The organism is Luedemannella helvata (genome assembly GCF_039528415.1).
Classification (GTDB): Bacteria; Actinomycetota; Actinomycetes; order Mycobacteriales; family Micromonosporaceae; genus Luedemannella; species Luedemannella helvata.
On record NZ_BAAALS010000010.1, the window covers coordinates 88,755 to 114,369 of the forward strand.

Genomic DNA, 25,615 nt, shown 5'->3' on the forward strand with positions numbered 1-25,615 from the left:
GGTGTGACGGGGCCGTCTCACGGGAAAGGGGTTCGGCGTGTCCGGTGGAGAGATTGCGGCCCTTATCGCGGCCGGTGCCTTTGTCATGCTCGTCCTCTTGCTCGCCGTTCCGATCCTGCGGCTGCGCCGCACGATCGACGCCGCGACCCGAGCCCTCAACGATCTGGCTGACCAGACCGGCCCACTGCTGGGCAAGGTCAACACAACGGTCGACAACGTCAACACGGCCCTGACCCAGGTGCACACCTCGCTCGACGGGGTGAATGTGCAGCTCGGCCGCCTCGACGCGGTGGGCCGCAACGTGCAGCAGGTCAGCGCCAACGTGGCCAACCTCGCCACGGTGGTGACCGCCGCGGCGGCGAATCCCCTGGTCAAGGTGGCGTCGCTCGGCTACGGCCTGCGCCGCGCCTCGCAGCGACGTAAGGACGCCGAAGAGGAGGCCCAGGTGCGCGCCAGCCTCAAGGCTCAGCGCCGCGCCGCCCGCAAGGGCAAGGGGCTGTTCTCGTGAAGCGCCTGCTCTGGCTCGGCATCGGCGTGGCGGTGGGCGTCCTCGTCGTGCGGAAGGTGAGTCAGGTGGCCCAGCGCTACTCGCCGAGCGGCATCGCCGAGTCCGCGCGGGATTCCGCTACCGGTGTGCTCGACTCGGTGCGAGACTTCGTAGCCGACGTGCGCGACGGCATGGCCGAGCGTGAGGCCCAACTGCACGCCGCGTTCGACCAGGGGATCACGTTCGAGGACGTGCCCGGCTACGACGATGAGTACCACTACCGCGACGAGGAGCACGACCGACGATGAGGACCGCGGAGATCAAGCGCAGGTTCCTGGCCCATTTCGAGGCGGCGGACCACACCGTGGTGCCGAGCGCTCCGTTGCCGGCCATCGAGGATCCGAACCTGCTCTTCATCAACGCCGGCATGGTTCAGTTCGTGCCGTACTTCCTCGGTCAGCGCACCCCGCCGTTCCCGCGCGCGGTCAGTGTGCAGAAGTGCATCCGCACGCCGGACATCGACGAGGTCGGCAAGACCAGCCGGCACGGCACGTTCTTCCAGATGAACGGCAACTTCTCGTTCGGCGACTACTTCAAGGCGGGGGCGATCCCGCTGGCGTGGGAGCTGTCCACGAAGCCGGTGTCCGAGGGGGGTTTCGGCCTGGATCCGGAGCGGATCTGGGCGACCGTCTACCTCGACGACGACGAGGCGATCGAGATCTGGAAGAAGACCGGACTGCCGGCCGAGCGCATCGTGCGCCGGGGCAAGAAGGACAACTTCTGGTCGATGGGCATCCCCGGCCCGGCGGGCCCGTGCTCCGAGCTGTACTACGACCGGGGCCCCTCCTACGGCCCCGAGGGCGGCCCGGAGGTCGACGAGGACCGGTACCTGGAGTTCTGGAACCTGGTCTTCATGCAGTACGAGATCACCGACGTGACGTCGAAGGAAGACTTCACGATCGTCGGTGACCTGCCCAAGCAGAACATCGACACCGGCATGGGCCTGGAGCGCATCGCGTCGATCCTGCAGGGCGTGGACAACCTGTACGAGATCGACGAGGTCCGCCCGATCCTGACCCGCGCGGCGGAGATGACCGGCAAGCGCTACGGCGCGCACTCCGGTCAGGTGGCGTCGGAGTCGCACCCCGACGACGTGCGGCTGCGCGTCATCGCCGACCACGTGCGCACGGCGCTCATGCTCATCGGTGACGGCGTGACCCCGTCCAACGAGGGCCGCGGCTACGTGCTGCGCCGCATCGTGCGCCGGGCGATCCGGTCGATCCGGCTGCTCGGCTGGCAGGAGCCGGCCCTGCCGCACCTGCTGCCGATCGCCCGCGACTGCATGTCACCGTCGTACCCGGAGCTGGCCGACGACTTCGAGCGCATCTCCTCCTACGCGTACGCCGAGGAGGACGCCTTCCTGCAGACCCTGCGGGCGGGCACGACGATCCTCGACACCGCGATCGCCGAGACCCGCAGGTCCGGCGGCAAGGCGCTGGCCGGCGACAAGGCGTTCAAGCTGCACGACACGTACGGGTTCCCGATCGACCTCACGTTGGAGATCGCGGCCGAGCAGGGCCTCGACGTCGACACCGAGGGCTTCCGCCGGCTCATGGCCCAGCAGCGCCTGCAGGCCAAGGCGGACGCGCAGGCCCGCAAGACCGGCCACGCGGACCTGTCGGCGTACCGGACGGTGCTCGACGAGTACGGCCCGGTGACCTTCACGGGGTACCAGGAGATCTCGCGCGAGTCGACCGTGCGCGCGCTCGTCGGCGGCACCGGCGGGCTGCCGGCCGTGGGCGAGGGCGACGAGGTCGAGCTGATCCTGGACGCGACCCCGTTCTACGCGGAGGGCGGCGGCCAGCAGCCCGACTACGGTGTGATCACGGTCGGTGGGGGGCAGGTCGAGGTCTTCGACGTCCAGCAGCCCGTGCCGGGCCTCATCGTGCACCGGGGCCGCGTCCTGCGCGGCGAGGTCCGCGCGGGCGAGACCGGGTACGCCGAGATCGACGTGACCCGCCGCCGGGCGATCTCGCGGGCGCACACGGCGACCCACCTGGTCCACACGGCGATCCGCAACTTCCTGGGCGAGACGGCGACGCAGGCCGGTTCGCTGAACGCGCCGGGCCGGCTGCGGTTCGACTTCAACACCCCGGGCGCGGTCCCGGCGAGCGTGCTCGCCGAGGTCGAGGGCCAGGTCAACGAGGTCCTCATGACCGACCTCGAGGTGCGCGCGTTCATCACCTCCCAGGAGGAGGCGCGCCGCATCGGCGCGATGGCGCTCTTCGGCGAGAAGTACGGCGACGAGGTGCGCGTCGTGGAGGTCGGCGACTACGCCCGCGAGCTGTGCGGCGGCACCCACGCGCCGCGCTCGGGCCAGCTGGGCCTGGTGAAGATCCTGCACGAGGCGTCGATCGGCTCGGGCGTGCGCCGCGTCGAGGCGCTCGTCGGCATGGACGCGTTCCACCATCTGGCGAAGGAGCACCTGCTCGTCTCGCGCCTGGCGGAGCTGTACAAGGTGCCCAACGAGCAGGTCGCCGACCGGGTGGAGCAGACGGTCTCCGCGCTGCGCGACGCGGAGAAGGAGCTGGAGAAGCTGCGCGCCCAGCTGCTGCTGGGCAACGCGGGCGGGCTCGCGGCGGCGGCGCGCGACCTCAACGGCGTGGCGTACGTGGGAGCCGAGGCGCCGGAGGGCACCTCCGCCAACGACGTGCGCACGCTCGCCCAGGAGGTGCGCGGCAAGCTGGCCGGCCGCCCGGCCGTGGTGGCGGTGGCGAGCCGCGCCAACGGCAAGGCGTCGCTGGTCGTCGCGGTGAACCCGGCCGCCAAGGACCGCGGCCTCGGCGCGGGCGACCTGGTGAAGGGCGCGCTGCAGGGGCGCGGCGGCGGCAGCGCCGACCTGGCCCAGGGCGGCGGCGTGCCGGCCGATCAGGCCCCGGCGCTGCTGGCGGCTGTCGAGCGGCTCGTGACGGGCGCTTCCTGACCGCCGGGAAGGTGATCTCAGGCTCGGAGTGGGCGGCCGCTAGGCTGGGCCGGAGCGGTCGTCCCGCGCGGTGTCCCACCGCCCGGCCGCGGTCGAGGTGAGGATGTGGTGACCGCGCAGGCGGACGGCTGGCGACGGGGAGTTCGCATCGGCGTCGACGTCGGCGCCGCCCGGGTCGGCGTCGCTCGCTGCGATCCCGACGGCATCCTCGCCACCCCGGTGGCGACCCTCGCCCGCGACCCCGGTCCGGCGCCCGGCAGGCCGGGCAGTCCAGACGCGTATATCTTTCGCGATATGGCACAAATCGCAGAGTACGTGCGGGAGTACGAAGCGGTTGAGGTCGTCGTCGGACTGCCGGTCACCTTGGCCGGTGCCGAGGGAATCGCGGCCCAGCACGCCCGGACATATGCCCAGGTCTTGGGCAAGTTGATCGCCCCTGTCCCAGTTCACCTGGCCGACGAGCGGATGTCGACGGTTGCGGCGACCCGTAGGCTGTCCGAACGTGGGGTAAGGGGAAAGCGCCAACGCGCGGTCGTCGATCAGGTGGCCGCGGTGGAGATCCTGCAACAGTGGGTGGATAAGCGGAGGCGGACATGATTGACGATCTCGATCTGGCCTGGGAGGAGCAGTACGATCCCAGGCGCCAGAAGGGGCGTCAGCAAGGCCGGCCGACCGGGCCGCAGCGCCGGGGCGCCAGCGGCGGACGCGGCGGGCCGCCGCGCCGCAAGCGCCGCAAGGAGCGCGGCGGCAAGCGCCGCTCGTTCTTCGCCCTGCTCATGTCCGTGGTCCTGCTCGCCGCACTCGGCGGCGGGGTCTACTGGGGCGTGGGCAAGGTGCAGGAGTTCTTCGACGCGCCGGACTACTCGGCGACGGGCACCGAAGAGGTGACCGTCGAGATCAAGGCGGGCACGGTCACCGACACCGCCAACGCCCTGTACGCGGCCGGCGTCGTCAAGAGCGCCAAGGCGTACATCAAGGCGGTCGACGACGACCCGCGTGGCGTCAACGTCCAGCCCGGTTTCTACAAGCTGTACAAGCAGATGCCCGCCAAGGCGGCGCTGGCGCTGTTGCTCGACCCCGCGAAGAACCGTGTCGTCAACGGGGTCACGATCCCTGAGGGCATGATGACCCTCGACATCTACGCCAAGCTCGCCAAGGAACTCGACATTCCGGAGAAGGACTTCATCGCGGCCGGCAAGAAGCCCAAGGACCTCGGCGTGCCGGACTGGTGGTTCAAGCGCGCGGACGGCAAGAAGTCCGCCACGACCGTCGAGGGCTTCCTCTACCCGGCGACGTACGAGTTCCCGCCGAACGTCACCGCCAAGGAAGCCCTGAGCATGATGGTGGACCAGTTCCTGGACGTGACCGGCGACATGAACTTCGCCGACACGGTGCAGTCCAACCTCAGCATCTCGCCGTACGAGGCGCTCATCGCCGCGTCGATCGCCCAGGCGGAGGCCTCCCGCAAGGAGGACTTCGGCAAGGTCACCCGGGTCATCTACAACCGGGCGTACAAGGGCGACTTCGCGTGCTCCTGCCTGGGCATGGACACGACGGTCAACTACTACCTGCGCCTGCAGGGCAAGGCCGGCGCGAAGTCGGAGCACCTCACCAGGGACCAGATCAACGACCCGAAGAACCCGTACAACACGCACACCAAGCCGGGCCTGCCGCTCGGCCCGATCGGCAGCCCGGGCAAGGACACCCTGCGGGCCGCGATGGAGCCCACCAAGGGCCCGTGGACCTACTTCGTGACCGTCGACACGAAGACGGGTGAGACCCTGTTCGCCACGACCCTGGACGAGCACAACAGGAACATCCAGAAGGCCTGCGACAACGGGATTCCGCTCTGCTGAGGGGTGCCCACTAGGCTGGCGGCGTGACCGTGACCCATCGCGCCGGGGTGCTCGGCAAGCCGATCGCCCACTCGTTGTCGCCCGTGATCCACAACGCGGGCTACGCCGCCGCCGGCCTGACCGGCTGGCACTACGCGGCGCACGAGGTCGCCGAGGATGAGCTGGCGGCGTTCGTGGCCGCGGCGGGCCCCGAGTGGGCGGGCATGTCGCTGACCATGCCGCTCAAGGAAGTGGCGCTCGCGGTGGCCGACGAGGTCGGCCCGCTCGCCGCCGCGATCGGTGCCGCCAACACCCTGGTACGCCGGACCGCGGGCGGTTGGCGGGCGGAGAACACGGACGCGCCCGGCATGGTGGCCGCCCTGCGCGCGGCCGGCGCGCCGACCGCCGACCACGACGCGATCCCCGGCGCGGGCGGCACCGGCACCGCTGCTGGCCGGGAGGCGATCCTGAGCGCGGGCGGCACCGGCACCGCTGGTGGCCGGGTGGCGATTCTGGGCGCGGGCGGCACCGCTCGCGCCGCCGTGGCGGCGGCTCGCGAGCTGGGTGCCGCCGAGGTCACCGCGCACGCCCGCCGCCCGGAGGCGGTCGCCGACCTGGAGGCGCTCGGCAAGGAGCTGGGCGTCGCCGTGGTGGGCGCCCCGTGGCCCACGGCCGAGGACACTCTGGGCGTGGGCGAGGCCGACGCCGTGATCTCCACCGTGCCCAAGGGCGTGGCCGACCCGCTGGCGCCCGCCATCCGTTGGGGCGCGGGTACGGTGCTCTTCGACGCCATCTACGACCCGTGGCCCACCCCGCTCGCGGCCGCCGCCCAGGCCGCCGGCGTGCGGATCGTGTCCGGCCTGGACCTGCTGCTCGCGCAGGCGGTCGGCCAGTTCGAGCTGTTCACCGGCGTCACCGCCCCGGTAGCGGCGATGGGCGAGGCGCTTTTCGCGGCGGCCGCGCGCCGCTGACGGCCCGCTGCTCACGCGCGCGGGTTGTGGATCCTTTGACCGGTATAGCAACCTAATGAATCCAAGATCTCGCGATCCGAGCGGGTGGGTGTGGCGGGGCGTCGCGTCGGGCAGTATCGGCGGCATGGCACCGGAGTCTCTGCGCGACGCGGCCCGCCGGCAGGAACCCTTGCGTGACGCTGCCTCCGGGGCGCCGCCCGGTGAGCCGCTGGTCGGTGAGGTCGTCGGCCCGCCGGAGCCGCCGGGGCGGGTCACGCTGCCGCCGTGGCTGGCCCGGCTCTTTGAACGCGAGCGTCCGGTGCCGCCGACCCCGGCCAGCCGAGGGCTGCGCGCCCTGCTGCTCGTCACCGCCGCGACCGTCGTGATCGTCGAGGTGGTCAACCTCGCCTACGCCGCCGAGGCGGGCTGGACGCTGTTCGTCCGCAGCTTCTGGGCGTTGCTGCGGGTGATCGGCTTCCTGGCCCTCATGCGCGCCGTGCGGTACGGGCGCCTCGCGTCGCGTCCCTTCGGCCTCATCCTCGCGGTCACGACGGTCTTCGCGGTCGCCCGGCTCGCCGAACCCCGTACGGGCGACTTTCTGCCGCCCGTACCCGTGTTGGTGTCGTTCTTCGTGCTCCTGGCGGAGTGCGCGCTCATCGTGTGGCTGCTCTACAGGTCCGACGCCGTGCACCAGCACCTGACCGGGCGGCAGGTGCGCCGGCACATCCCCGCCTGGGTGCTCACCGTGCGGGTGGCGGCCGTGACGTATGCGGCCCTGCTGAGCGTGCCGCTGTTCGTGGCCGTGGGCGAGGCGTTCACCGACGAGCGCCGGCAGTCGGCCGCCGTGACGCTCGCGGTGCTCGTGGCCTGGTTCGTGCTCACGATCGTGAGCGGGTACATCGCGGCCGTCGCGTCGTATTTCGTGCTACGCGGACACACATGGGCGCGATGGGTCGTCGGGATCGTGAGCGTGGTCGTGCTCGCGACCCAGCCCTTGTTCTGCTTCGTCCTGTTGGGCGTCGACGGCCTGATCCGCGACGGCATCCCATTGATCGTGACGGCTGGCCTGGGGCTTGTCGCGCTCGCCCGGTCGAGGGGCCAGGCGACCTGGTACGACCCGAACGTGACAGACTGACCGCGGTAACTGTTGCGGAAGGTGGAGTCGTGCTGCGCTGGTTGACCGCGGGAGAGTCACACGGTCCTGCCCTGGTGGCCATGTTGGAGGGGGTGCCGGCCGGCGTCTCGGTCACGAGCGCCGAGATCGGGCACGAGTTGGCCCGCCGTCGCCTCGGCTACGGCCGGGGCGCTCGCATGGCGTTCGAGCAGGACGTCGTGGAGATCATCGGCGGCATCCGGCACGGGCTCACACTGGGCAGCCCGGTGGCGATCCGGGTGGGCAACTCCGAGTGGCCCAAGTGGGAGACCGTCATGGCGGCCGACCCGGTCGACCCCGAGCTGCTCGCCGCCCAGGCCCGCAACGCGCCGCTGACCCGCCCCCGGCCGGGCCACGCCGACCTCGCCGGCATGCAGAAGTACGGCCACACGGACGCCCGGCCGATCCTGGAGCGCGCCAGCGCCCGCGAGACGGCCGCCCGCGTCGCCGTCGGTACGGTCGCGAAGGCCCTGGTCAAGCAGGCCATCGGCATCGACATCGTGTCCCACGTGATCGAGCTGGGCTCGGTCGCGGCCAAGCCGGGCCTGCTGCCGCGGCCCGAGGACGCCGAGCGCATCGACGCCGACCCGCTGCGCTGCCTCGACCCCGAGGCCAGCGAGCGCATGGTCGCCGAGGTGGACGCCGCGAAGAAGGACGCCGACACCCTCGGCGGCATCGTCGAGGTGCTCGCCTACGGCGTGCCGCCGGGCCTGGGCAGCCACGTGCAGTGGGACCGCAAGCTCGACGCCCGGCTGGCAGCGGCGCTCTGCTCGATCCAGGCCATCAAGGGCGTGGAGATCGGCGACGCCTTCACGCAGGCCCGCTCGCGCGGCTCGCAGGCGCACGACGAGATCATCCCCACCGCGTCCGGCGTGCGCCGGGTGACCGACCGGGCCGGCGGCCTGGAGGGCGGCATCACCACGGGCGAGCCGCTGCGGGTGCGCGCGGCCATGAAGCCGATCTCCTCGCTCAACCGGGCGCTGTCCACCGTGGACGTCGTGACGGGCGAGGTGGCCACCGCCATCAACCAGCGCTCCGACGTGTGCGCCGTGCCGGCCGCGGCCATCGTCGCCGAGGCGATGGTGGCGCTCGTGCTCGCCGAGGCCGTGCTGGAGAAGTTCGGCGGCGACTCCGTCGCCGAGATCCGCCGCAACCTCGACGGGTACCTCGACAACCTGGTGATCCGATGACCAGGCCGGTGGCGGTCCTGGTCGGGCCGCCCGGGGCGGGCAAGACCACCGTGGGGGAACTGCTCGCCAAGCACTGGAACGTCGGCTTCCGCGACACGGACGCCGACATCGAGGCGAACGCGGGCAAGCCGATCCCGGACATCTTCGTCGACGAGGGCGAGGAGCATTTCCGGGCCCTGGAGCGCGCGGCCGTCGCCAGCGCCCTGACGGAGTTCGACGGCGTCCTGGCGCTGGGCGGCGGGGCGGTGCTCGCCGAGGAGACCCGCGCGCTGCTGCGCGGGCACCGGGTGGTCTACCTCAGCGTGGAGCTGTCCGACGCGGTCAGTCGGGTAGGGCTGGGCGCCGGCCGGCCGCTGCTCACGATCAACCCGCGCGCCACCCTCAAGTACCTGCTGGAACAGCGCCGGCCGCTCTATCAGGAGGTCGCGACGCTGACGGTGGTGACGGACGGCCGCACCCCCGAGGCGATCGCGGACGAGATCGTCGCGGCTCAGTGAATCTTGTCGCCGCTCGCTGAGCGAATCTTGGGGGCGTTCCCCACCTATGAGTGGCCTTTGCCCCCAAGATTGACGGCGCGCGCTCAGGGGCGGGCGAAGACCGACAGGCTGGACCACTGTTCGTACCCGCGGGGGCGCTCCTGGTCCGGCAACGCCCGGAGCTGGGCCAGGACGGGCTCGACGGTGGCCTGCCACTGCGCGTCGTCGAGGTGCCACAGGTAGGCCCACGTGCGCGTCTCGATTTCGGCCGTCGTCGCGCGGGGCGACTTCGCCGTCTGGTGCCGGCTCGTGTCGCCCTGGTGCAACGTGATCAGGCCGGCCTCGTGCGCGGCCGCCGCGACGGTCTCCTGTGAGTCGGGCCGCGCCTCGCGCAGCGGGGCGAACAGCGCATCGACCGGACCGTCGAGGTCGGTCGGCGTGCTCCGCGGGGCGTCGTGGACAGCGATGACCCGGCCACCCGGGCGCAGCACGCGGGCCGCCTCGGCGAACGCGGGTCCGACGCCGCCGACGAGGTGCAGCACCCACACGAACAGCACGGCGTCGGCGCACGCGTCCGCGAGCGGCAGGGCATGCGCGTCGCCGAGCGCCACGCGCGGCCCGATACGGTCGACCGCCCGCGCGGCCATGTGCGGCGACAGGTCAACGCCGAACACGTCGACGCCCCGGTGGCGCAGCGCCGCCGCGACCAGGCCGGTGCCGACGCCGACCTCCACGACCCGCCCCGCCGGCAGCCACGCCGCGACGTCGTTGGCGCGAACCGCGCCGCGGGCCTCGCCGCCCCGGGTCTCGTCGTAGCGCTCGGCGATGGGGTCGAACGACACTGCGCCGCGCGCGGCGGCGGTGCGGGCGTCAGCCATGCGGCCCAGACTAGCCACGTCCGCGCGCGCGAGGGGGCCGTGCGGTCCGGGTCAGGCGCCGCGCGGGGCGTACATGATCACGGCCACGCCGACGAGGCAGATGGCGGCGCCGATGACGTCGTAGCGGTCGGGCCGGAACTTGTCGACGACCATGCCCCAGGCCAGCGACCCGGCGACGAACACGCCGCCGTACGCGGCCAGGATCCGGCCGAAGTTCGGGTCGGGCTGGAAGGTGGCCACGAAGCCGTACGCGCCGAGCGCCACCACCCCCGCCGCGACGAACCACAGTCCGCGGTGCTCGCGCCAGCCCTGCCAGACCAGCCACGCCCCGCCGATCTCGAACAGGGCGGCCAACGCGAACAGTGCCACGGACCTCGTGATCGTCATGGCGGTGAGGCTACCGGCTGCGGCCGCTACGCTGGCCGGCATGGATCCGCTCGTGCTGACGCATTGGGAGAGCGGGCGTTTGGACGCGCGGCCCGTCGTGCTGCTGCACGGACTGACGAGCACGGGCGAGACGTGGGACGAGGTCGCTGCGGGCCTCTCCGACCGTGCCCAGGTCGTCGTCGTGGACCAGCGCGGCCACGGCGCGAGTCCCTGGCCCGGGGAGTACGGTTTCGCGCTCATGCGCGACGACCTGCTTCGTACGCTGGCGACGCTGGACCTCCTCGACCGGCGGCCCGTGCTGGTCGGCCACTCGATGGGCGGCGTTGTCGCCTACCTCGCGGCGCAGGCACGCCCGGACGCGTTCGCCGCCCTCGTGCTGGAGGACCCCGTGCCGCCCGTGCCGCTACCGCGCGACCCCGGCGAGCGCCCCGACGGGCCGCTGCCGTACGACTGGGACGTGGTCCCGGCGATCTTCGACGACATCATGGCGCCCGACCCGCGCTGGCTGGCCGACCTGGGCACCGTGCCGTGCCCGGTGCTCGTGGTCGGCGGCGACCACAGCCACATCCCGCAGCGCCTGCTCGTGGCCATGGCCGAGCGGTTCCCGCGCGGGCGCTACCTGGCCCTGGACACCGACCACAGCGTGCACGCCAACCGGCCGGGGGAGTTCGTGGCGGCGGTGCGCGCGGTGCTGGACGAGCACGACCTGTGACCGCGTAGGCTCATCGTCGATGAACGAGAAGACCACGATCGCGATCGGCGGCCCGCAGCCCTACGACGTCCTGGTGGGTCGCGACCTCCTGCCGGCCCTGCCCGGCCTGGTGAAGGGTGCCGCCCAGGTTGCCGTGCTGCACGCCGCGCCGCTGGCGCCGCTGGCCGCGAAGGTCGCCGACACGCTGCGCGCCGCGGGCATGTCCCCGCTGCCGGTCGAGGTGCCCGACGCGGAGGCCGGCAAAGGCCTCGACGTGGCCGGGCGCTGCTGGGACGCGCTCGGTGGGGCCAACTTCACCCGTACGGACGCGGTCGTGGGCGTCGGCGGCGGGGCCGTGACCGACCTGGCCGGGTTCGTGGCCGCCTGCTGGCTGCGCGGCGTGCGCTGGGTGCCCGTGTCCACCTCGCTGCTCGGTATGGTCGACGCGGCGGTCGGGGGCAAGACCGGCATCAACACGGCCGCTGGCAAGAACCTGGTGGGGGCGTTCCACCCGCCCTCGGGCGTACTCTGTGATTTGTCCACCCTGGACAGTTTGCCCCGCGCGGACCTGGTGGCCGGCCTCGGCGAGGTGGTCAAGTGCGGGTTCATCGCCGACCCGGCGATCCTCGACCTCATCGAGGGCGACCCGGCCGGCGCCGCCGACCCGGCCAGCCCGGTGCTGCGCGAGCTGGTCGAGCGGTCGGTCCGGGTCAAGGCCCGGGTGGTGGCGGAGGACCTCACCGAGGCCGGCCTGCGCGAGATCCTCAACTACGGCCACACGCTCGCCCACGCGATCGAGAAGGTCGAGTCGTACGGGTGGCGCCACGGCCACGCCGTCTCCGTCGGCCTGATCTTCGCGGGCGAGCTGTCGCGCCGGTCCGGGCTGATCGACGACGCGGTCGCCGACCGCCACCGCTCGGTGCTGGAGCTGCTCGACCTGCCGGTGAGCTACCGGGCCGACGCCTGGCCCGACCTGCTCGCCACGATGCGCGTCGACAAGAAGGCGCGCGGCGCCACGCTACGGTTCGTGGTGCTCGACGGCCTCGGGTCCACCCGGATCCTGGAGGGCCCGAGCGACGACCTGCTCGCCGAGGTCTACGCGTCGGCGGTGGCCCGATGAAGGTGTACGTGCTCAACGGCCCCAACCTGGGCCGCCTCGGCACCCGGCAGACGGACATCTACGGCCTGACCTCGTACGCGGACCTGGCCGAGATGTGCGTACGCGTCGGCAAGGAGAACGGCCTCGACGTCGAGGTGCGCCAGACCGACGCCGAGCACGAGATGATCGGCTGGCTGCACGCGGCGGCGGACGAGCGTGCGGCCGTGGTGCTCAACCCGGCCGCGTGGACGCACTACTCGATCGCCGTGCGCGACGCGTGCGCCATGCTCAACGGCCCGCTCATCGAGGTGCACCTGTCGAACATCCACACCCGTGAGGAGTTCCGCCACCACTCCGTGGTCTCGGCCGTCGCCACCGGGGTGATCGCGGGCCTCGGCGTCGACGGGTACCGGCTGGCGCTGCTGCACCTCGCCGCACGGTAGACTTTCCGGGTTGTGCCACGCGTCGTTCGCGGGGCAAACTCCCCAATCTGACAGGAAAGAGACACACACCGGCATGGCCACGACGAATGACCTCAAGAACGGCCTGGTTCTCAACCTCGACGGCGAGCTGTGGGCCGTGGTCGAGTTCCAGCACGTGAAGCCGGGCAAAGGTGGGGCCTTCGTGCGGACCACGCTGAAGAACGTCCTCTCCGGCAAGGTGGTCGACCGCACCTTCAACGCGGGCACCAAGGTCGACACGGCGACCGTGGACAAGCGGACGATGCAGTTCCTCTACGTGGACGGCGAGGACTACATCTTCATGGACCTGGACACCTACGACCAGATCCACGTGCCCGGCGCGACCGTCGGCGAGAACGCCAACTACCTGCTGCCCGAGGCGCAGGCCGTGGTCGCCACCCACGAGGGTGTTCCGCTGTACGTCGAGCTGCCCACCTCCGTCGTGCTGGAGATCACCTACACCGAGCCCGGCCTGCAGGGCGACCGGTCGACCGGCGGCAACAAGCCGGCCACCGTGGAGACGGGCGCCACCGTCATGGTGCCGCTGTTCATCTCCAACGGCGAGAAGATCAAGGTCGACACCCGTGACGGCCGCTACCTGGGTCGCGCCTGACCTGATGTCGCAGCCGACGACGTTCAATCCTTCCCGGCGCAAGTCCCGCCGGCGTGCCCTGGACGTGCTCTACCAGGCCGACCTGCGGGACATGTCGCCGCGACAGGTGCTCAACGACACCCTCGCCCGGATGGGCGCCGACCGTCCCGACCACATGGACTACGCGGTCACGATCGTCGACGGGGTCGCCGACCACGCCGTACGCATCGATGAGCTGATCTCCAGTTACGCCGAGGGCTGGACGCTGGAGCGCATGCCGGTCGTGGACCGCAACCTGTGCCGCATCGCGGTCTTCGAGCTCCTCTACAACGACGAGGTCGACGACGCGGTCGCGATCAGCGAGGCGGTGGAGCTGGCCCGTGAACTGTCGACGGACGATTCCCCCCGCTTCGTCAACGGCCTCCTGGGCCGCATAGCGGAGTTCGCCACCCCGTAACCCGCCCTCGCGCTCCCGCTCCCGCACAGATTGCCCTTACGTCCCGAACTCCGTCAGGAATTCCCTCGGTGTGACGCCCCCACATGCGGACGTTTGGGCGGTTCCGCGTGTTATTTGACCGGGTTATTCCACGCGGAATCGCCCAAACGTCGACGCGACCCCGACGACCGGGCGCGATGTGGGGCGGGCGGGAACGGCGGGACCCGGCGAGCGGCGCGGGGCAGGCCGCGGGTTACAGGTCGCGGGCGCGGGTGATGGCGCGGAGGGCCTTGTTGACCTCTACCTCGTTGTGGCGGTAGACCCGGAAACGGCGGCCTCCGGCGTCGATGATCCAGAGGTCGTGGTCGCGGTGCTCGAAGTGGTAGGTGAGCAGGTCGAGACCGATGCCCCAGACGAACAGTGCGACCAGGACCACTATGGCGATGATCACCGTGGTCCAGTGTTCGGTCAGCCAGTCGCGCCAGATGAACCATGAGGCGCCGGCGGCCAGGGCGACCAGTAGGGCGACGAACGCCGGCCAGCGGCGGGCGGGGGCCGGGGGGCGGGTCACCCACACGTCGCGGATGGCCGGGACGGGGATCCGGATGCGGCCGCAGCGCACCCACTCCTCGGTGACCTGTAGGCCGCCGGCGTCGAAGAAGGTGCGCATGCCGCGCGTCAGGAGTTGAACAGCGCCCGCGGGTCGGAAACGAGCACGCCGTGCTCGGTGAGGCGCTCGACCAGGCCGGAGGGCGACTGGTCGTAGACGATCGCGAGCGCCCGCAGGTCGTCGGCGCGGATCGACAGGACCCGGCCGTTGTAGTCGCCGCGCTGCTGCTGGATCGCGCGCGCGTACTTGGCGACGTAGGCCAGCTCCTCGTGCGTCTGGTCGTAGAGCTTCTCGAGGTCGAGCACGATCTTGCCGGCGGGCTCGAAGGGCGTACCGGCGCCCTCGGGCAGGAGCTCCGCCACTGGTACGCGGTAGAAGTCCGCCAGTTCGGCGAGGCGGGAGACGGTCACCGCCCGGTCGCCCCGCTCGTACGACCCGACGACGACGGCCTTCCAGCGGCCCGCGGACTTCTCCTCGACACCCTGCAGCGAAAGTCCCTGCTGCTGGCGGATCGAACGAAGTCGGGCACCGAGGGACTTTGCGTACTCAGAGGGCATCGGACACTCCCACGTCACAGTCCTGGGGGTTCTCCCCAGCGATCGCTACGGAGCGTGACGGTACGTGCGTTGGGCCGAGCGGTCAAGTACTCCTGCCCAGCGGCTTCGTTGATCAGGGGCGTTGCTAGGATCATTATCGGCCGCACGGCCCACGGTGGGCACCACGACCGTGAAACCCTGTTCGACGTCCTTTAACGACCCGTCCCGTGAGGCGGGAAAGGAGGTCCGTTTTGGCGCACCCTGAAACCGCCGGTAAGACGATCATTTCGAGTTCGGATTTCGCTCGGGTGGTCGACCGGCTGGCTCACCAGATTCTGGAAAAGACCGACGGCGCCCGCGACACCATCCTGCTGGGCGTCCCGACGCGCGGCGTCCCGCTCGCCCGCCGCCTCGCCGGCCGGGTACGCGCCTTTGAGGGCGTCGAGGTCCCGGTCGGCAGCCTTGATGTCACCCTCTACCGCGACGACCTACGCCTACGCGGCGCCCGCGCGGTCGGGCCGACCGAACTGCCGCCCGGCGGCATCGACGGCCACCGGGTCATCCTCGTCGACGACGTGCTCTTCTCCGGCCGTACGGTCCGCGCGGCGCTCGACGCCCTGTCGGACCTGGGCCGCCCACGTGTGGTGCAGCTCGCCGTGCTGGTCGACCGCGGCCACCGCGAGCTGCCGATCCGCGCCGACTACGTGGGCAAGAACCTGCCGACCTCGCTCGACGAGAAGGTGCGGGTGCGCCTCGCGGAGACCGACGGCGCTGACGAGATCACCATCGAGTCCGGGGAGGTCAGGGCGTGATCAGGCACCTGTTGTCGGTGAGTGACCTCGACCGGGACACCGCGACGGCGGTGCTCGACACCGCCACCCGGATGGCGGACACCGCCGGGCGCGAGGTGAAGAAGCTGCCGACGCTGCGCGGCCGTACGGTCGTCAACCTCTTCTACGAGGACTCGACCCGCACCCGGATCTCCTTCGAGGCGGCCGCCAAGCGCCTGTCCGCCGACGTCATCAACTTCTCCGCCAAGGGGTCCAGCGTCTCGAAGGGGGAGAGCCTCAAGGACACGGCGCTGACCCTGCAGGCGATGGGCGCCGACGCGGTCGTCATCCGCCACTCGGCCTCCGGCGCGCCGCACCGCCTCGCCGGCTGGATCGACGGCACGGTCATCAACGCGGGGGACGGTACCCACGAGCACCCCACGCAGGCGCTGCTCGACGCGTACTCGATGCGCGCGCGGCTGGGCCGCGTCGCGGGCCTCAAGGTCGCGATCGTGGGTGACGTGCTGCACAGTCGGGTCGCCCGCTCCAACGTGCACCTGCTGCACACGTTGGGCGCGCATGTCACCCTGGTCGCCCCGCCCACCCTGCTGCCGGTCGGCGTGGACGCCTGGCCGGCCGACGTGAGCTTCGACCTCGACGCGGTGCTGCCGTCCTCGGATGTCGTGATGATGCTGCGGGTGCAGCGCGAGCGGATGACGGACTCGTACTTCCCGTCCGAGCGCGAGTACGCCCGCCGCTACGGCCTCGACGCGGTGCGCGCCCGGGCCCTGCCCGACCACGCGATCGTCATGCATCCCGGCCCGATGAACCGGGGCATGGAGATCGCGCCCGAAGTGGCCGACTCGGCCCGCTCGACCATCGTTGAACAGGTCGCCAACGGCGTCTCCGTGCGCATGGCGGTGCTCTACCTCATGCTCGGAGGGCTGGCATGACGACGTACCTCATCAAGGGCGCCCGCCTCGCGGGCGGCAACCGGACCGACCTGCTGCTGCGCGACGGCGTCATCGTCGAGGCCGCCGAGAAGATCAGCGGGAGCGGTGCGGAGGTCATCGACGCCGACGGGCTGCTCGCCCTGCCCGGCCTGGTCGACCTGCACACCCACCTGCGCGAGCCCGGTCGCGAGGACGCGGAGACGGTCGAGACCGGCTCGCGGGCCGCCGCGCTGGGCGGGTACACGGCCGTGTGCGCCATGGCGAACACCTCGCCGGTCGCCGACACGGCGGGCGTGGTCGAGCAGGTGTGGCGGCTGGGCCGCGACGCGGGCCTGGTCGACGTGCAGCCGATCGGCGCGGTCACGGTCGGCCTGGCCGGCGAGCACCTGGCCGAGCTGGGCGCGATGGCCGAGTCGGCCGCCGCCGTGCGGATCTTCTCCGACGACGGGCACTGCGTGCACGACCCGCGCCTGATGCGCCGCGCGCTGGAGTACGTGCGGGCCTTCGACGGGGTGATCGCCCAGCACGCGGAGGAGCCCCGGCTCACCCAGGGCGCCCAGATGCACGAGGGGGTCGAGTCGGCCCGGCTCGGCATGACCGGCTGGCCGGCGGTCGCCGAGGAGGCGATCATCGCCCGGGACGTGCTGCTGGCCGAGCACGTCGGCGCCCGGCTGCACATCTGCCACGTGTCCACGGCCGGCAGCGTGGAGATCCTGCGCTGGGCCAAGAAGCGCGGCATCCGGGTAACGGCCGAGGTGACCCCGCACCACCTGCTGCTGACCGACGAGAAGGCCGGCGGCTACGACCCGGTGTTCAAGGTCAACCCCCCACTTCGTACGAACGCCGACGTCGCCGCCCTGCGCCAGGGCCTCGCCGACGGCACGATCGACATCGTCGCGACCGACCACGCCCCGCACGCCCTGCAGGACAAGGAGTGCGAGTGGGCGTACGCGCGCCCCGGCATGGTCGGGCTGGAGACCGCCCTGTCCGTGGTGGTCGCCACGATGCTGGAGACCGGCCTCATGGACTGGTCCGGCCTGGTCGACCGCATGTCGGTCGCCCCGGCCCGCATCGCCGGCCTGGCCGAGCACGGCCGCGACCTCGTCGCCGGCGCGCCGGCGAACCTCACGCTTGTCGACCCGGCCGCGCGATGGGGCGTGGACCCGGCGGCGCTCGCCAGCCGCAGCCGCAACACCCCCTACGCCGGGCTCACCCTGCCCAGCCGGGTGGTGTGGACGTTCCTGCGCGGCGTACCCACGGTGCACGAAGGAAAGGCGGTCCGGTGACACGCAGCGAGGCGATTGCAGTCCTGGAGGACGGCCGAACGTTTCACGGTGAGGCGTACGGCGCGGAGGGCGAGACGTTCGGCGAGGCGGTGTTCTCCACCGCGATGACCGGCTACCAGGAGACCCTCACCGACCCGTCGTACCACCGGCAGGTGGTGATCCAGACCGCGCCGCACATCGGCAACACCGGAGTGAACCGCGAGGACGACGAGTCCCGCCGCATCTGGGTGGCCGGTTACGTGGTGCGCGACCCGTCGCGGACCGCGTCGAACTGGCGCGCCACGGGCGGGTTGGAGGCCCGGCTCGCGGCCGAGGGTGTCGTCGGCATCAGCGGGGTGGACACCCGCGCGCTGACCCGGCACCTGCGCGAGCGCGGCGCCATGCGGATCGGCATCTCCACTGTGGAACGCGACCCGCAGGAGCTGCTGCTGCGGGTACGCAGCGCGCCGAAGATGCTGGGCGCGAACCTGTCGGCCGAGGTCACCACGCCCGAGAAGTACACGGTCGCGGCCGAGGGCGAGCACCGGTACACGGTCGCCGCGCTCGACCTCGGCATCAAGCACAACGTGCCGCGACGGCTCGCGGCCCGGGGCGTGACCACCCACGTGCTGCCGGCCACGTCGAGCCTCGACGACCTGCTGGGCACGGGCGCGGACGCGGTGTTCTTCTCGCCCGGCCCCGGCGACCCGGCCACGGCCGACCACGCCGTGGGGCTGGCCCGCGAGGTGATGCGCCGCCGCGTGCCGCTGTTCGGCATCTGCTTCGGCAGCCAGATCCTGGGCCGGGCGTTGGGTTTCGGGACCTACAAGCTCGGGTACGGCCACCGCGGCATCAACCAGCCCGTGATGGACAAGGCGACCGGCAAGGTGGAGGTCACCTCGCACAACCACGGCTTCGCGGTCGACGCACCGATCGGGCAGCGCATCGCCACGGAGGAGTTCGGCGAGGTCGAGGTCTCCCACGTGTGCCTCAACGACAACGTGGTGGAGGGACTGCGGGCGTTCGACGTCCCGGCCTTCACCGTGCAGTACCACCCGGAGGCGGCAGCGGGGCCGCACGACGCGGATTACCTGTTCGACCGCTTCGTGGAACTGATCGAAGGAGAGCCCGCGCATGCCTAAGCGGCCCGATCTCAAGCACGTGATGGTGATCGGTTCCGGCCCGATCGTCATCGGCCAGGCCTGCGAGTTCGACTATTCGGGCACGCAGGCGTGCCGGGTGCTGCGCGCCGAGGGTCTGCGCGTGTCGCTGGTGAACTCCAACCCGGCGACCATCATGACCGACCCGGAGTTCGCCGACGCCACCTACGTCGAGCCGATCACGCCCGAGTTCGTCGAGCTGGTCATCGCCCGGGAGCGCCCGGACGCGCTGCTGCCCACGCTGGGCGGCCAGACGGCCCTGAACACGGCCGTCGCCCTGCACGAGGCGGGGGTGCTCGACAAGTACGGGGTGGAGCTCATCGGCGCGAACATCGACGCCATCCGCCGGGGCGAGGACCGCCAGCTGTTCAAGGAAATCGTCGCCCGGGCCGGCGAGAAGCTCGGCATCGAGGGCGACCTGGTGCCCCGCTCGCGGGTGTGCCACTCGATGGACGAGGTCCGCGAGACGGTCGCCGAGCTGGGCCTGCCGGTCGTCATCCGGCCGTCGTTCACCATGGGCGGCCTCGGCTCCGGCATGGCGCACACCGACGAGCAGCTCGAACGGCTCGCGGGTGGCGGCCTGGCCGCGTCCCCCGTGCACGAGGTGCTCATCGAGGAGAGCGTGCTCGGCTGGAAGGAGTACGAGCTCGAACTGATGCGCGACCACCACGACAACGTGGTCGTGGTCTGCTCGATCGAGAACGTCGACCCGATGGGCGTGCACACCGGCGACTCGGTCACCGTGGCGCCGGCCATGACGCTCACCGACGTCGAGTACCAGCGCCTGCGCGACCTGGGCATCGCCGTGCTGCGCGAGGTGGGCGTGGACACGGGCGGCTGCAACATCCAGTTCGCGATCCATCCGGACAACGGCCGGCTGGTCGTCATCGAGATGAACCCCCGGGTGTCGCGGTCGTCCGCGCTGGCGTCCAAGGCCACCGGCTTCCCGATCGCGAAGATCGCGGCGAAGCTCGCCATCGGGTACACGCTCGACGAGATCCCGAACGACATCACGCTCAAGACGCCGGCCGCCTTCGAGCCGACGCTCGACTACGTCGTGGTGAAGATCCCGCGCTTCGCGTTCGAGAAGTTCCCGGGCGCCGACGCCGAGCTGACCACGACGATGAAGTCCGTCGGCGAGGCGATGAGCCTGGGCCGCAACTTCGCCGAGGCGCTCAACAAGGCGATGCGCTCGATGGAGACGAAGGCGGCCGGGTTCTGGACGACGCCGGACCCGGCCGACGCGACGGTCGAGAACACGCTGGAGGCGCTCCGGACGCCGCACGACGGGCGGCTCTACACCGCCGAGCGGGCCCTGCGCCTGGGCGCGAGCGTGGCCGACGTGTGCGCGGCGGGCGGGTACGACCCGTGGTTCATCGACCAGGTCGCCGGGCTCGTGGAGCTGCGCGCGGAGATCGTCGCGGCGCCCGTACTCGATGAGGTTCTGTTCCGGAAGGCGAAGCGGGCCGGGCTGTCGGACCGCCAGCTGGCCGCGCTGCGGCCCGAACTGGCCGGCGAGGACGGCGTGCGCGCGCTGCGCCACCGGCTGGGGCTGCGGCCGGTCTTCAAGACCGTGGACACCTGCGCGGCCGAGTTCGCGGCCTCGACGCCCTACCACTACTCGACCTACGACGAGGAGACCGAGGTCGCGCCGTCGGACCGGCCCAAGGTGCTGATCCTGGGCTCCGGGCCCAACCGCATCGGGCAGGGCATCGAGTTCGACTACTCGTGCGTGCACGCCGTGCAGGCTCTCAGGGCGGCCGAGTTCGAGACCGTCATGGTCAACTGCAATCCGGAGACCGTGTCGACCGACTATGACACGGCCGACCGGCTCTACTTCGAGCCGCTGACGTTCGAGGACGTGCTGGAGGTCTGGCACGCCGAGCACGACAGCGGCGTCGCGGCCGGGGGACCGGGCGTCGTCGGCGTGATCGTGCAGCTGGGCGGGCAGACCCCGCTGGGCCTCGCGCAGCGGCTCAAGGACGCCGGCGTGCCGATCGTGGGCACGTCGCCGGAGTCGATCCACCTGGCCGAGGACCGGGGGGCGTTCGGCGAGGTGCTCGCCGAGGCCGGGCTGCGCGCCCCCGCGCACGGCACGGCCACCAGCTTCGACGAGGCGAAGGCCATCGCCGACGAGATCGGCTACCCGGTGCTCGTGCGCCCGTCGTACGTACTGGGCGGGCGCGGCATGGAGATCGTCTACGACGACGCGACGCTGCGGGGCTACATCGAGCGGGCCACGGAGATCTCGCCGGAGCACCCGGTGCTGGTCGACCGGTTCCTCGACGACGCCATCGAGATCGACGTGGACGCGCTGGTCGACGCGACCGGCGAGGTGTACCTCGGCGGCATCATGGAGCACATCGAGGAGGCCGGCATCCACTCCGGCGACTCGGCGTGCGCCCTGCCGCCCATCACCCTGGCCTCGGCCGATGTCGAGAAGGTGCGCGTGTACACGGAGGCGATCGCCCGCGGGGTGGGCGTGCGCGGCCTGCTCAACGTCCAGTACGCCCTCAAGGACGAGCAGCTGTACGTCCTGGAGGCCAACCCGCGCGCGTCGCGCACGGTGCCGTTCGTGTCGAAGGCGACGGCCGTACCGCTGGCCAAGGCGGCGGCCCGGATCATGCTCGGCGCGACGATCGAGTCGCTGCGCGGGGAGGGCCTGCTGCCGCCGGCCGGCGACGGCGGGGAGCCACCGCCGGTCGCGCCGATCGCCGTCAAGGAGGCGGTGCTGCCGTTCAAGCGGTTCCGTACCCCCGGCGGCAAGGGCGTGGACTCCCTGCTCGGCCCGGAGATGAAGTCGACCGGGGAGGTCATGGGCATCGACACCGCGTTCGGGCGGGCGTTCGCCAAGTCCCAGGCCGCCGCGTACGGCTCGCTGCCGACGTCCGGCAAGGTCTTCGTCACGGTCGCCAACCGGGACAAGCGCGCCATGGTCTTCCCGATCAAGCGGCTGGCCGACCTCGGCTTCGAGATCGCCGCGACCGTCGGCACGGCCACGGTGCTGCGCCGCCACGGCGTCGACTGCGAGATCGTGCCCAAGCACTACGAGGGCCCGGAGAGCGGCCGCGACGCGGTCACGCTCATCAACGACGGCGACGTGGCGCTGGTCATCAACACGCCGCAGGGCAGCGGCGCCCGCCAGGACGGGTACGAGATCCGCAGCGCCGCCGTGGGCCGTGACATCCCGTGCGTGACCACCGTGCCGGGTGCCTCGGCGGCCGTGATGGGCATCGAGGCCCTGATCCGCGGCGAGATGCGGGTGGCACCGCTGCAGGAGCTGCACGCCGTTCTGCGCGCCGCGGGGCGCGGCGCCGACCAGTAGGGCGCGCGGGGTCGTGGGCTTCTACGAAAGGGCCGCCAGGCCGGTCCTGTTCCGTCTGGGCGGCGGGGATGCCGAGACGGCGCACGAGTGGACCCTGCGCCGTCTGGCGGCCCTGTCGGGCCGTCCGGCGGTGCTGGCGGCCCTGCGCCGCCGGTACGCCGTGGCCGCCCCGCGCACCGTGTTCGGGGTGCGGTTCCCCAACCCGGTCGGACTGGCCGCCGGCGTGGACAAGAACGGCGTGGCGCTGCCCGGCTGGCCCGCGCTCGGCTTCGGCTTCGTCGAGGTCGGCACGGTCACGCGGCACGCCCAGCCGGGCAACGACCGGCCCCGCCTGTTCCGCCTGCCGGCCAGCGAGGCGGTCATCAACCGGATGGGCTTCAACAACGAGGGCGCCGCCGCGCTCGCGGACCGGCTCGCCGGGTTGACCCTTCCGCTGCGCGGGGCGGGCGGCCGGCCCGTGCCGCTGGGGGTGAGCCTCGGCAAGTCGAAGGTCACCCCGCTGGACGAGGCGGCCGGCGACTACGTGGCGTCGCTGAAGGCCCTACGCGGCTTCGCCGACTACGTGGCCGTCAACGTCAGCTCGCCCAACACGCCTGGCCTGCGGTCGTTGCAGGACCGCTCGCAGCTCGCCGAGATCCTCGCCGAGCTGGCGGCCAACGCCCACGGGGTGCCGATCCTCGTGAAGATCGCCCCGGATCTCACCGAACCGGCCATCGCCGAGGTGCTCGAGGTCTGTGTGGAGCACGGGATCGCGGGCGTGATCGCCACGAACACGACCCTGGGCCGCGACGGGTTGGCGCCCTCCGACGCCGCCACGGCCGCCGAGGCGGGCGGGCTGTCCGGGCGCCCGCTGACCGCCCGGGCGCGCGAAGTGGTCTCTTTCGTGCGCCGGGAGAGCCAGCTGCCTGTCATCGGCGTGGGCGGCGTCCTCGACGCGGACGACGCGGCCCGGCTGTTCGACGCGGGCGCGAGCCTCGTGCAGCTCTACACCGGCTTCATCTATCGCGGGCCGGCACTGGTCCGTGCCATCGCCCGAGCGGCCCGTGACGCCGCCGTGGGCAACAAGACCCTGGAGGACGCGACATGACGCACCAGGCACCTGTGCCCCCTTCGGAGAAGGAAAGTTTCGGCGAACGGCTGCAAAAGGCGCTCTCGGCCCGCGGGCCGCTGTGTGTGGGCATCGATCCGCACGCGAGCCTGCTGCTGCGCTGGGGTCTGCCGGACTCCGTGGACGGGTTGCGCAGCTTCGCCGACACGGTGGTGTCGGCGCTGGCCGACCGGGTGGCGGTGATGAAGCCGCAATCGGCGTTTTTCGAGCGTTTCGGGGCGGCCGGCGTGTCCGTTCTGGAGTCAACTATCCGACAGGCCCGACAGGCGGGCACGATCGTGATTCTTGATGCCAAGCGGGGCGATATCGGCTCCACCGTCCAAGCCTATGCACAGGCCTATCTGAGCCCCACGAGCCCGATCGCGGCGGACGCCGTCACCGTCAGCCCGTACCTGGGATTCGGTTCGCTCGCGCCCGTCATCGACGAGGCGGAGGCGCACGGCGGCGGCGTGTTCGTGCTGGCCCTCACGAGCAACCCGGAGGGTCCGTCCGTCCAGCATGCGCGCACGTCAGACGGCCGGACGGTGGCTCAGACGATCATCGACGAGGCGGCGGCGTGCAACGCCAAGGCGCCCGTTCTGGGGTCCGTCGGGCTCGTCGTGGGGGCGACGGTGGGTGACACCGGGCACGACCTGAGCGCCCTCAACGGGCCGGTTCTCGTGCCCGGGCTGGGGGCCCAGGGCGGCGCCGCGGACGACATGCGCGGCCTCTTCAGGGACCTCCGCGGGGTCGTCGTCCCGTCGTACTCGAGGGAAGTTCTTTCCCACGGACCGGGCAAAAGTGGCCTGCGTGATGCGGCGGACAGGGCCCTTTCTGCGTGCCAAAAAGCACTATTTTGACCCGATTTGGAAGGTCGGGCAACGCGACACGCTGGGTGGATTACGCGTTGTGACATTGCCAAACGGTCCTTTGCGCACTAGTTTTTCGCAGCGCTGGAACCCCCAGTGCACAACAAGGGACCTGAGGAGACGCTGGTGCCGCTTCCCACCCTGAGCCCGGAGCAGCGCGCCGCCGCGCTGGAGAAGGCTGCGGAGATTCGCAAGGCCCGCGCTGAGCTCAAGGAGCAGCTCAAGCAGGGCAAGACCACGCTCACGGCCGTGCTCGACCGGGCGGAGTCCGATGATGTTGTCGGCAAGCTCAAGGTTTCGGCCGTGCTGCAGGCCATGCCGGGCATCGGCAAGGTTCGCGCAACGCAGATCATGGAGAAGCTGAAGATCGCGGAGAGCCGCCGCCTGCGCGGCCTCGGCGACCAGCAGCGCAAGGCCCTGCTTGCGGAGTTCGCCGGCGGCCGCTGACGTCGGACGGCGCGGCCCGGGTTAAATCTCCGTGGCCGCGCCACCGAAACGTCGGTCATCCGGTAGAAAGTAAGCAGTGGACACAGACGACGCGCGCCCCGGGCCGGCTCGGCTCACCGTGTTCTCCGGCCCCTCGGGGGTCGGCAAGGACAGTGTGATCGAGCTGGTTCGGGCGCGCGCGCCGTGGGTCTGGCTGTCGGTCTCGCTCACCACGCGGCGCATGCGCCCGGGCGAGATCGACGGGGTGCACTACCACTTCGTGACGCGGGCCGACTTCGAGCGCCACGTCCGCGAGGGCTCGCTTCTCGAATGGGCCGAGTTCGCCGGCAACCTCTACGGCACCCCCCGTGGTCCGGTGCTGGCCCGGCTGGAGAACGGCGAGCCCGTCCTCCTCAAGATCGATCTTCAGGGCGCGCGTCAGGTCAAGAACACCATGCCGTCCGCGCAGTTCGTGTTCCTCGCCCCGCCGAGCTTCGCCGAACTCAAGCGCCGCCTTATCGGGCGCGGCACGGACGACGCCGAGACGATCCGTCACCGGCTGCGCCACGCCGAGGAGGAGATGGCCGCCGAGCCCGAGTTCGACACGACGATCGTCAACGACTTCGTCGAGCGTGCGGCGGACGAGTTGCTAGGATTGCTCGGTTCGCGCGTCGTCGTGAGCTGAGCCGCGCCGCTTTCTCTCGATTCGAGGTTTTCTTACCGTGTCCGGAACCCTGCCCAATCCCGAGGGCATCACCAACCCGCCGATCGACGAGCTGCTGGACAAGACGTCCTCGAAGTACTCGCTGGTGATCTTCGCGGCCAAGCGGGCCCGCCAGATCAACGCCTACTACAGCCAACTCGGCGAGGGCCTGCTCGAGTACGTCGGGCCGCTCGTGGAGACCACCCCGCAGGAGAAGCCGCTCTCGATCGCCCTGCGCGAGATCAACGGCAACCTGCTCACGGCCGAGCCGACGAACGAGGCCTGACCGCACG

The 25,615-nt window shown here is 71.5% G+C and carries 28 protein-coding genes; 24 read left to right on the forward strand and 4 right to left on the reverse strand.

The genetic code is table 11. From position 1 onward, the window contains the following. The first annotated feature begins 37 nt into the window (after nt 1-37). The 9 genes from ABD191_RS12380 (at nt 38) to ABD191_RS12420 (ending at nt 9,095) form a co-directional block, all read left to right on the forward strand. On the forward strand, nt 38-508 hold the full coding sequence (locus ABD191_RS12380; RefSeq protein WP_344080445.1) for a DUF948 domain-containing protein: 471 nt from the start codon (nt 38-40) through the stop codon (nt 506-508). Continuing rightward, nucleotides 505-795: a hypothetical protein gene (locus tag ABD191_RS12385; RefSeq protein WP_344080448.1), complete on the forward strand. Its 291-nt coding sequence runs from the start codon at nt 505-507 to the stop codon at nt 793-795. The genes ABD191_RS12380 and ABD191_RS12385 overlap by 4 nt, the downstream gene beginning before the upstream one ends. Beyond that, entirely contained in the window at nt 792-3,470 is a 2,679-nt protein-coding gene (alaS, locus tag ABD191_RS12390) for an alanine--tRNA ligase (protein WP_344080450.1), read from the forward strand. Before ABD191_RS12385 ends, alaS begins: the two co-directional genes overlap by 4 nt. A 108-nt stretch (nt 3,471-3,578) precedes the next feature. Beyond that, complete coding sequence (gene ruvX / locus ABD191_RS12395; protein WP_344080453.1) at nt 3,579-4,067, forward strand: Holliday junction resolvase RuvX; 489 nt, start codon at nt 3,579-3,581, stop codon at nt 4,065-4,067. Beyond that, complete coding sequence (gene mltG / locus ABD191_RS12400) at nt 4,064-5,326, forward strand: endolytic transglycosylase MltG (protein WP_344080456.1); 1,263 nt, start codon at nt 4,064-4,066, stop codon at nt 5,324-5,326. The genes ruvX and mltG overlap by 4 nt, the downstream gene beginning before the upstream one ends. 47 nt (nt 5,327-5,373) lie before the next feature. Then, nucleotides 5,374-6,276, forward strand: coding sequence for a shikimate dehydrogenase family protein (locus ABD191_RS12405; RefSeq protein ID WP_344080684.1), 903 nt, complete (start codon nt 5,374-5,376; stop codon nt 6,274-6,276). Between the two features lie 124 nt (nt 6,277-6,400). Continuing rightward, complete coding sequence (locus ABD191_RS12410; protein ID WP_344080459.1) at nt 6,401-7,390, forward strand: hypothetical protein; 990 nt, start codon at nt 6,401-6,403, stop codon at nt 7,388-7,390. A gap of 29 nt (nt 7,391-7,419) precedes the next feature. After that, the gene (aroC, locus tag ABD191_RS12415; RefSeq protein ID WP_344080462.1) at nt 7,420-8,598 is read left to right on the forward strand and encodes a chorismate synthase; all 1,179 of its coding nucleotides are present in this window, start codon (nt 7,420-7,422) and stop codon (nt 8,596-8,598) included. After that, on the forward strand, nt 8,595-9,095 hold the full coding sequence (locus ABD191_RS12420; protein WP_344080465.1) for a shikimate kinase: 501 nt from the start codon (nt 8,595-8,597) through the stop codon (nt 9,093-9,095). The genes aroC and ABD191_RS12420 overlap by 4 nt, the downstream gene beginning before the upstream one ends. A gap of 83 nt (nt 9,096-9,178) precedes the next feature. Here ABD191_RS12420 and ABD191_RS12425 read toward each other — a convergent pair whose 3' ends face one another. Both ABD191_RS12425 and ABD191_RS12430 read right to left on the reverse strand, forming a co-directional pair. Then, complete coding sequence (locus ABD191_RS12425; protein ID WP_344080468.1) at nt 9,179-9,952, reverse strand: class I SAM-dependent methyltransferase; 774 nt, start codon at nt 9,950-9,952, stop codon at nt 9,179-9,181. 51 nt (nt 9,953-10,003) lie between these two features. Continuing rightward, nucleotides 10,004-10,339, reverse strand: coding sequence for a YnfA family protein (locus ABD191_RS12430; RefSeq protein ID WP_344080470.1), 336 nt, complete (start codon nt 10,337-10,339; stop codon nt 10,004-10,006). 40 nt (nt 10,340-10,379) lie between these two features. Between ABD191_RS12430 and ABD191_RS12435 the strand changes: the two genes are divergently transcribed. From ABD191_RS12435 to nusB, 5 genes are all read left to right on the forward strand, one after another. After that, nucleotides 10,380-11,051: an alpha/beta fold hydrolase gene (locus ABD191_RS12435; RefSeq protein WP_344080473.1), complete on the forward strand. Its 672-nt coding sequence runs from the start codon at nt 10,380-10,382 to the stop codon at nt 11,049-11,051. A 19-nt stretch (nt 11,052-11,070) separates the two neighbouring features. Then, nucleotides 11,071-12,150, forward strand: coding sequence for a 3-dehydroquinate synthase (aroB, locus tag ABD191_RS12440; RefSeq protein WP_344080476.1), 1,080 nt, complete (start codon nt 11,071-11,073; stop codon nt 12,148-12,150). Next, complete coding sequence (gene aroQ / locus ABD191_RS12445) at nt 12,147-12,572, forward strand: type II 3-dehydroquinate dehydratase (RefSeq protein ID WP_344080479.1); 426 nt, start codon at nt 12,147-12,149, stop codon at nt 12,570-12,572. The genes aroB and aroQ overlap by 4 nt, the downstream gene beginning before the upstream one ends. 73 nt (nt 12,573-12,645) lie before the next feature. Then, the gene (gene efp, locus ABD191_RS12450; protein WP_344080482.1) at nt 12,646-13,203 is read left to right on the forward strand and encodes an elongation factor P; all 558 of its coding nucleotides are present in this window, start codon (nt 12,646-12,648) and stop codon (nt 13,201-13,203) included. Between the two features lie 4 nt (nt 13,204-13,207). Next, complete coding sequence (gene nusB / locus ABD191_RS12455) at nt 13,208-13,639, forward strand: transcription antitermination factor NusB (protein ID WP_344080687.1); 432 nt, start codon at nt 13,208-13,210, stop codon at nt 13,637-13,639. Between the two features lie 232 nt (nt 13,640-13,871). On the opposite strand, the gene ABD191_RS12460 is transcribed toward nusB, so the two are convergent. Together ABD191_RS12460 and bldD are read right to left on the reverse strand one after the other, a co-directional pair. Then, nucleotides 13,872-14,288, reverse strand: a complete 417-nt coding sequence (locus ABD191_RS12460; protein WP_344080484.1) for a DUF6232 family protein — start codon at nt 14,286-14,288, stop codon at nt 13,872-13,874. An 8-nt stretch (nt 14,289-14,296) separates the two neighbouring features. Beyond that, on the reverse strand, nt 14,297-14,785 hold the full coding sequence (gene bldD, locus ABD191_RS12465) for a transcriptional regulator BldD (RefSeq protein ID WP_344080487.1): 489 nt from the start codon (nt 14,783-14,785) through the stop codon (nt 14,297-14,299). A gap of 230 nt (nt 14,786-15,015) precedes the next feature. Here bldD and pyrR point away from each other — a divergent pair, with 230 nt between their 5' ends. The 10 genes from pyrR to rpoZ all read left to right on the forward strand — a co-directional run bounded on the left by pyrR (nt 15,016) and on the right by rpoZ (nt 25,608). Further along, a complete protein-coding gene (gene pyrR / locus ABD191_RS12470; protein ID WP_344080490.1) occupies nt 15,016-15,576 on the forward strand; it encodes a bifunctional pyr operon transcriptional regulator/uracil phosphoribosyltransferase PyrR in 561 nt (186 codons plus the stop codon). Further along, a complete protein-coding gene (locus ABD191_RS12475; protein ID WP_344080493.1) occupies nt 15,573-16,487 on the forward strand; it encodes an aspartate carbamoyltransferase catalytic subunit in 915 nt (304 codons plus the stop codon). The genes pyrR and ABD191_RS12475 overlap by 4 nt, the downstream gene beginning before the upstream one ends. Continuing rightward, nucleotides 16,484-17,773, forward strand: a complete 1,290-nt coding sequence (locus ABD191_RS12480; RefSeq protein ID WP_344080496.1) for a dihydroorotase — start codon at nt 16,484-16,486, stop codon at nt 17,771-17,773. Before ABD191_RS12475 ends, ABD191_RS12480 begins: the two co-directional genes overlap by 4 nt. Next, nucleotides 17,770-18,894, forward strand: a complete 1,125-nt coding sequence (carA, locus tag ABD191_RS12485; protein ID WP_344080499.1) for a glutamine-hydrolyzing carbamoyl-phosphate synthase small subunit — start codon at nt 17,770-17,772, stop codon at nt 18,892-18,894. The genes ABD191_RS12480 and carA overlap by 4 nt, the downstream gene beginning before the upstream one ends. Then, nucleotides 18,887-22,237 carry a carbamoyl-phosphate synthase large subunit gene (carB, locus tag ABD191_RS12490; protein ID WP_344080502.1) on the forward strand — a complete coding sequence of 1,117 codons (3,351 nt, stop codon included), beginning with the start codon at nt 18,887-18,889 and terminating at the stop codon, nt 22,235-22,237. Before carA ends, carB begins: the two co-directional genes overlap by 8 nt. 13 nt (nt 22,238-22,250) lie before the next feature. Then, nucleotides 22,251-23,324, forward strand: a complete 1,074-nt coding sequence (locus ABD191_RS12495; protein ID WP_344080505.1) for a quinone-dependent dihydroorotate dehydrogenase — start codon at nt 22,251-22,253, stop codon at nt 23,322-23,324. After that, a complete protein-coding gene (gene pyrF, locus ABD191_RS12500) occupies nt 23,321-24,184 on the forward strand; it encodes an orotidine-5'-phosphate decarboxylase (RefSeq protein ID WP_344080508.1) in 864 nt (287 codons plus the stop codon). The genes ABD191_RS12495 and pyrF overlap by 4 nt, the downstream gene beginning before the upstream one ends. A gap of 135 nt (nt 24,185-24,319) precedes the next feature. Next, nucleotides 24,320-24,640: an integration host factor, actinobacterial type gene (gene mihF, locus ABD191_RS12505; RefSeq protein ID WP_344080511.1), complete on the forward strand. Its 321-nt coding sequence runs from the start codon at nt 24,320-24,322 to the stop codon at nt 24,638-24,640. A 76-nt stretch (nt 24,641-24,716) separates the two neighbouring features. Beyond that, entirely contained in the window at nt 24,717-25,304 is a 588-nt protein-coding gene (gene gmk / locus ABD191_RS12510; RefSeq protein ID WP_344080514.1) for a guanylate kinase, read from the forward strand. A gap of 37 nt (nt 25,305-25,341) precedes the next feature. Next, nucleotides 25,342-25,608 (forward strand): DNA-directed RNA polymerase subunit omega, encoded by a 267-nt coding sequence (rpoZ, locus tag ABD191_RS12515; RefSeq protein ID WP_344080517.1) that lies wholly within the window; start codon nt 25,342-25,344, stop codon nt 25,606-25,608. The last annotated feature ends 7 nt before the right edge of the window (nt 25,609-25,615 follow it).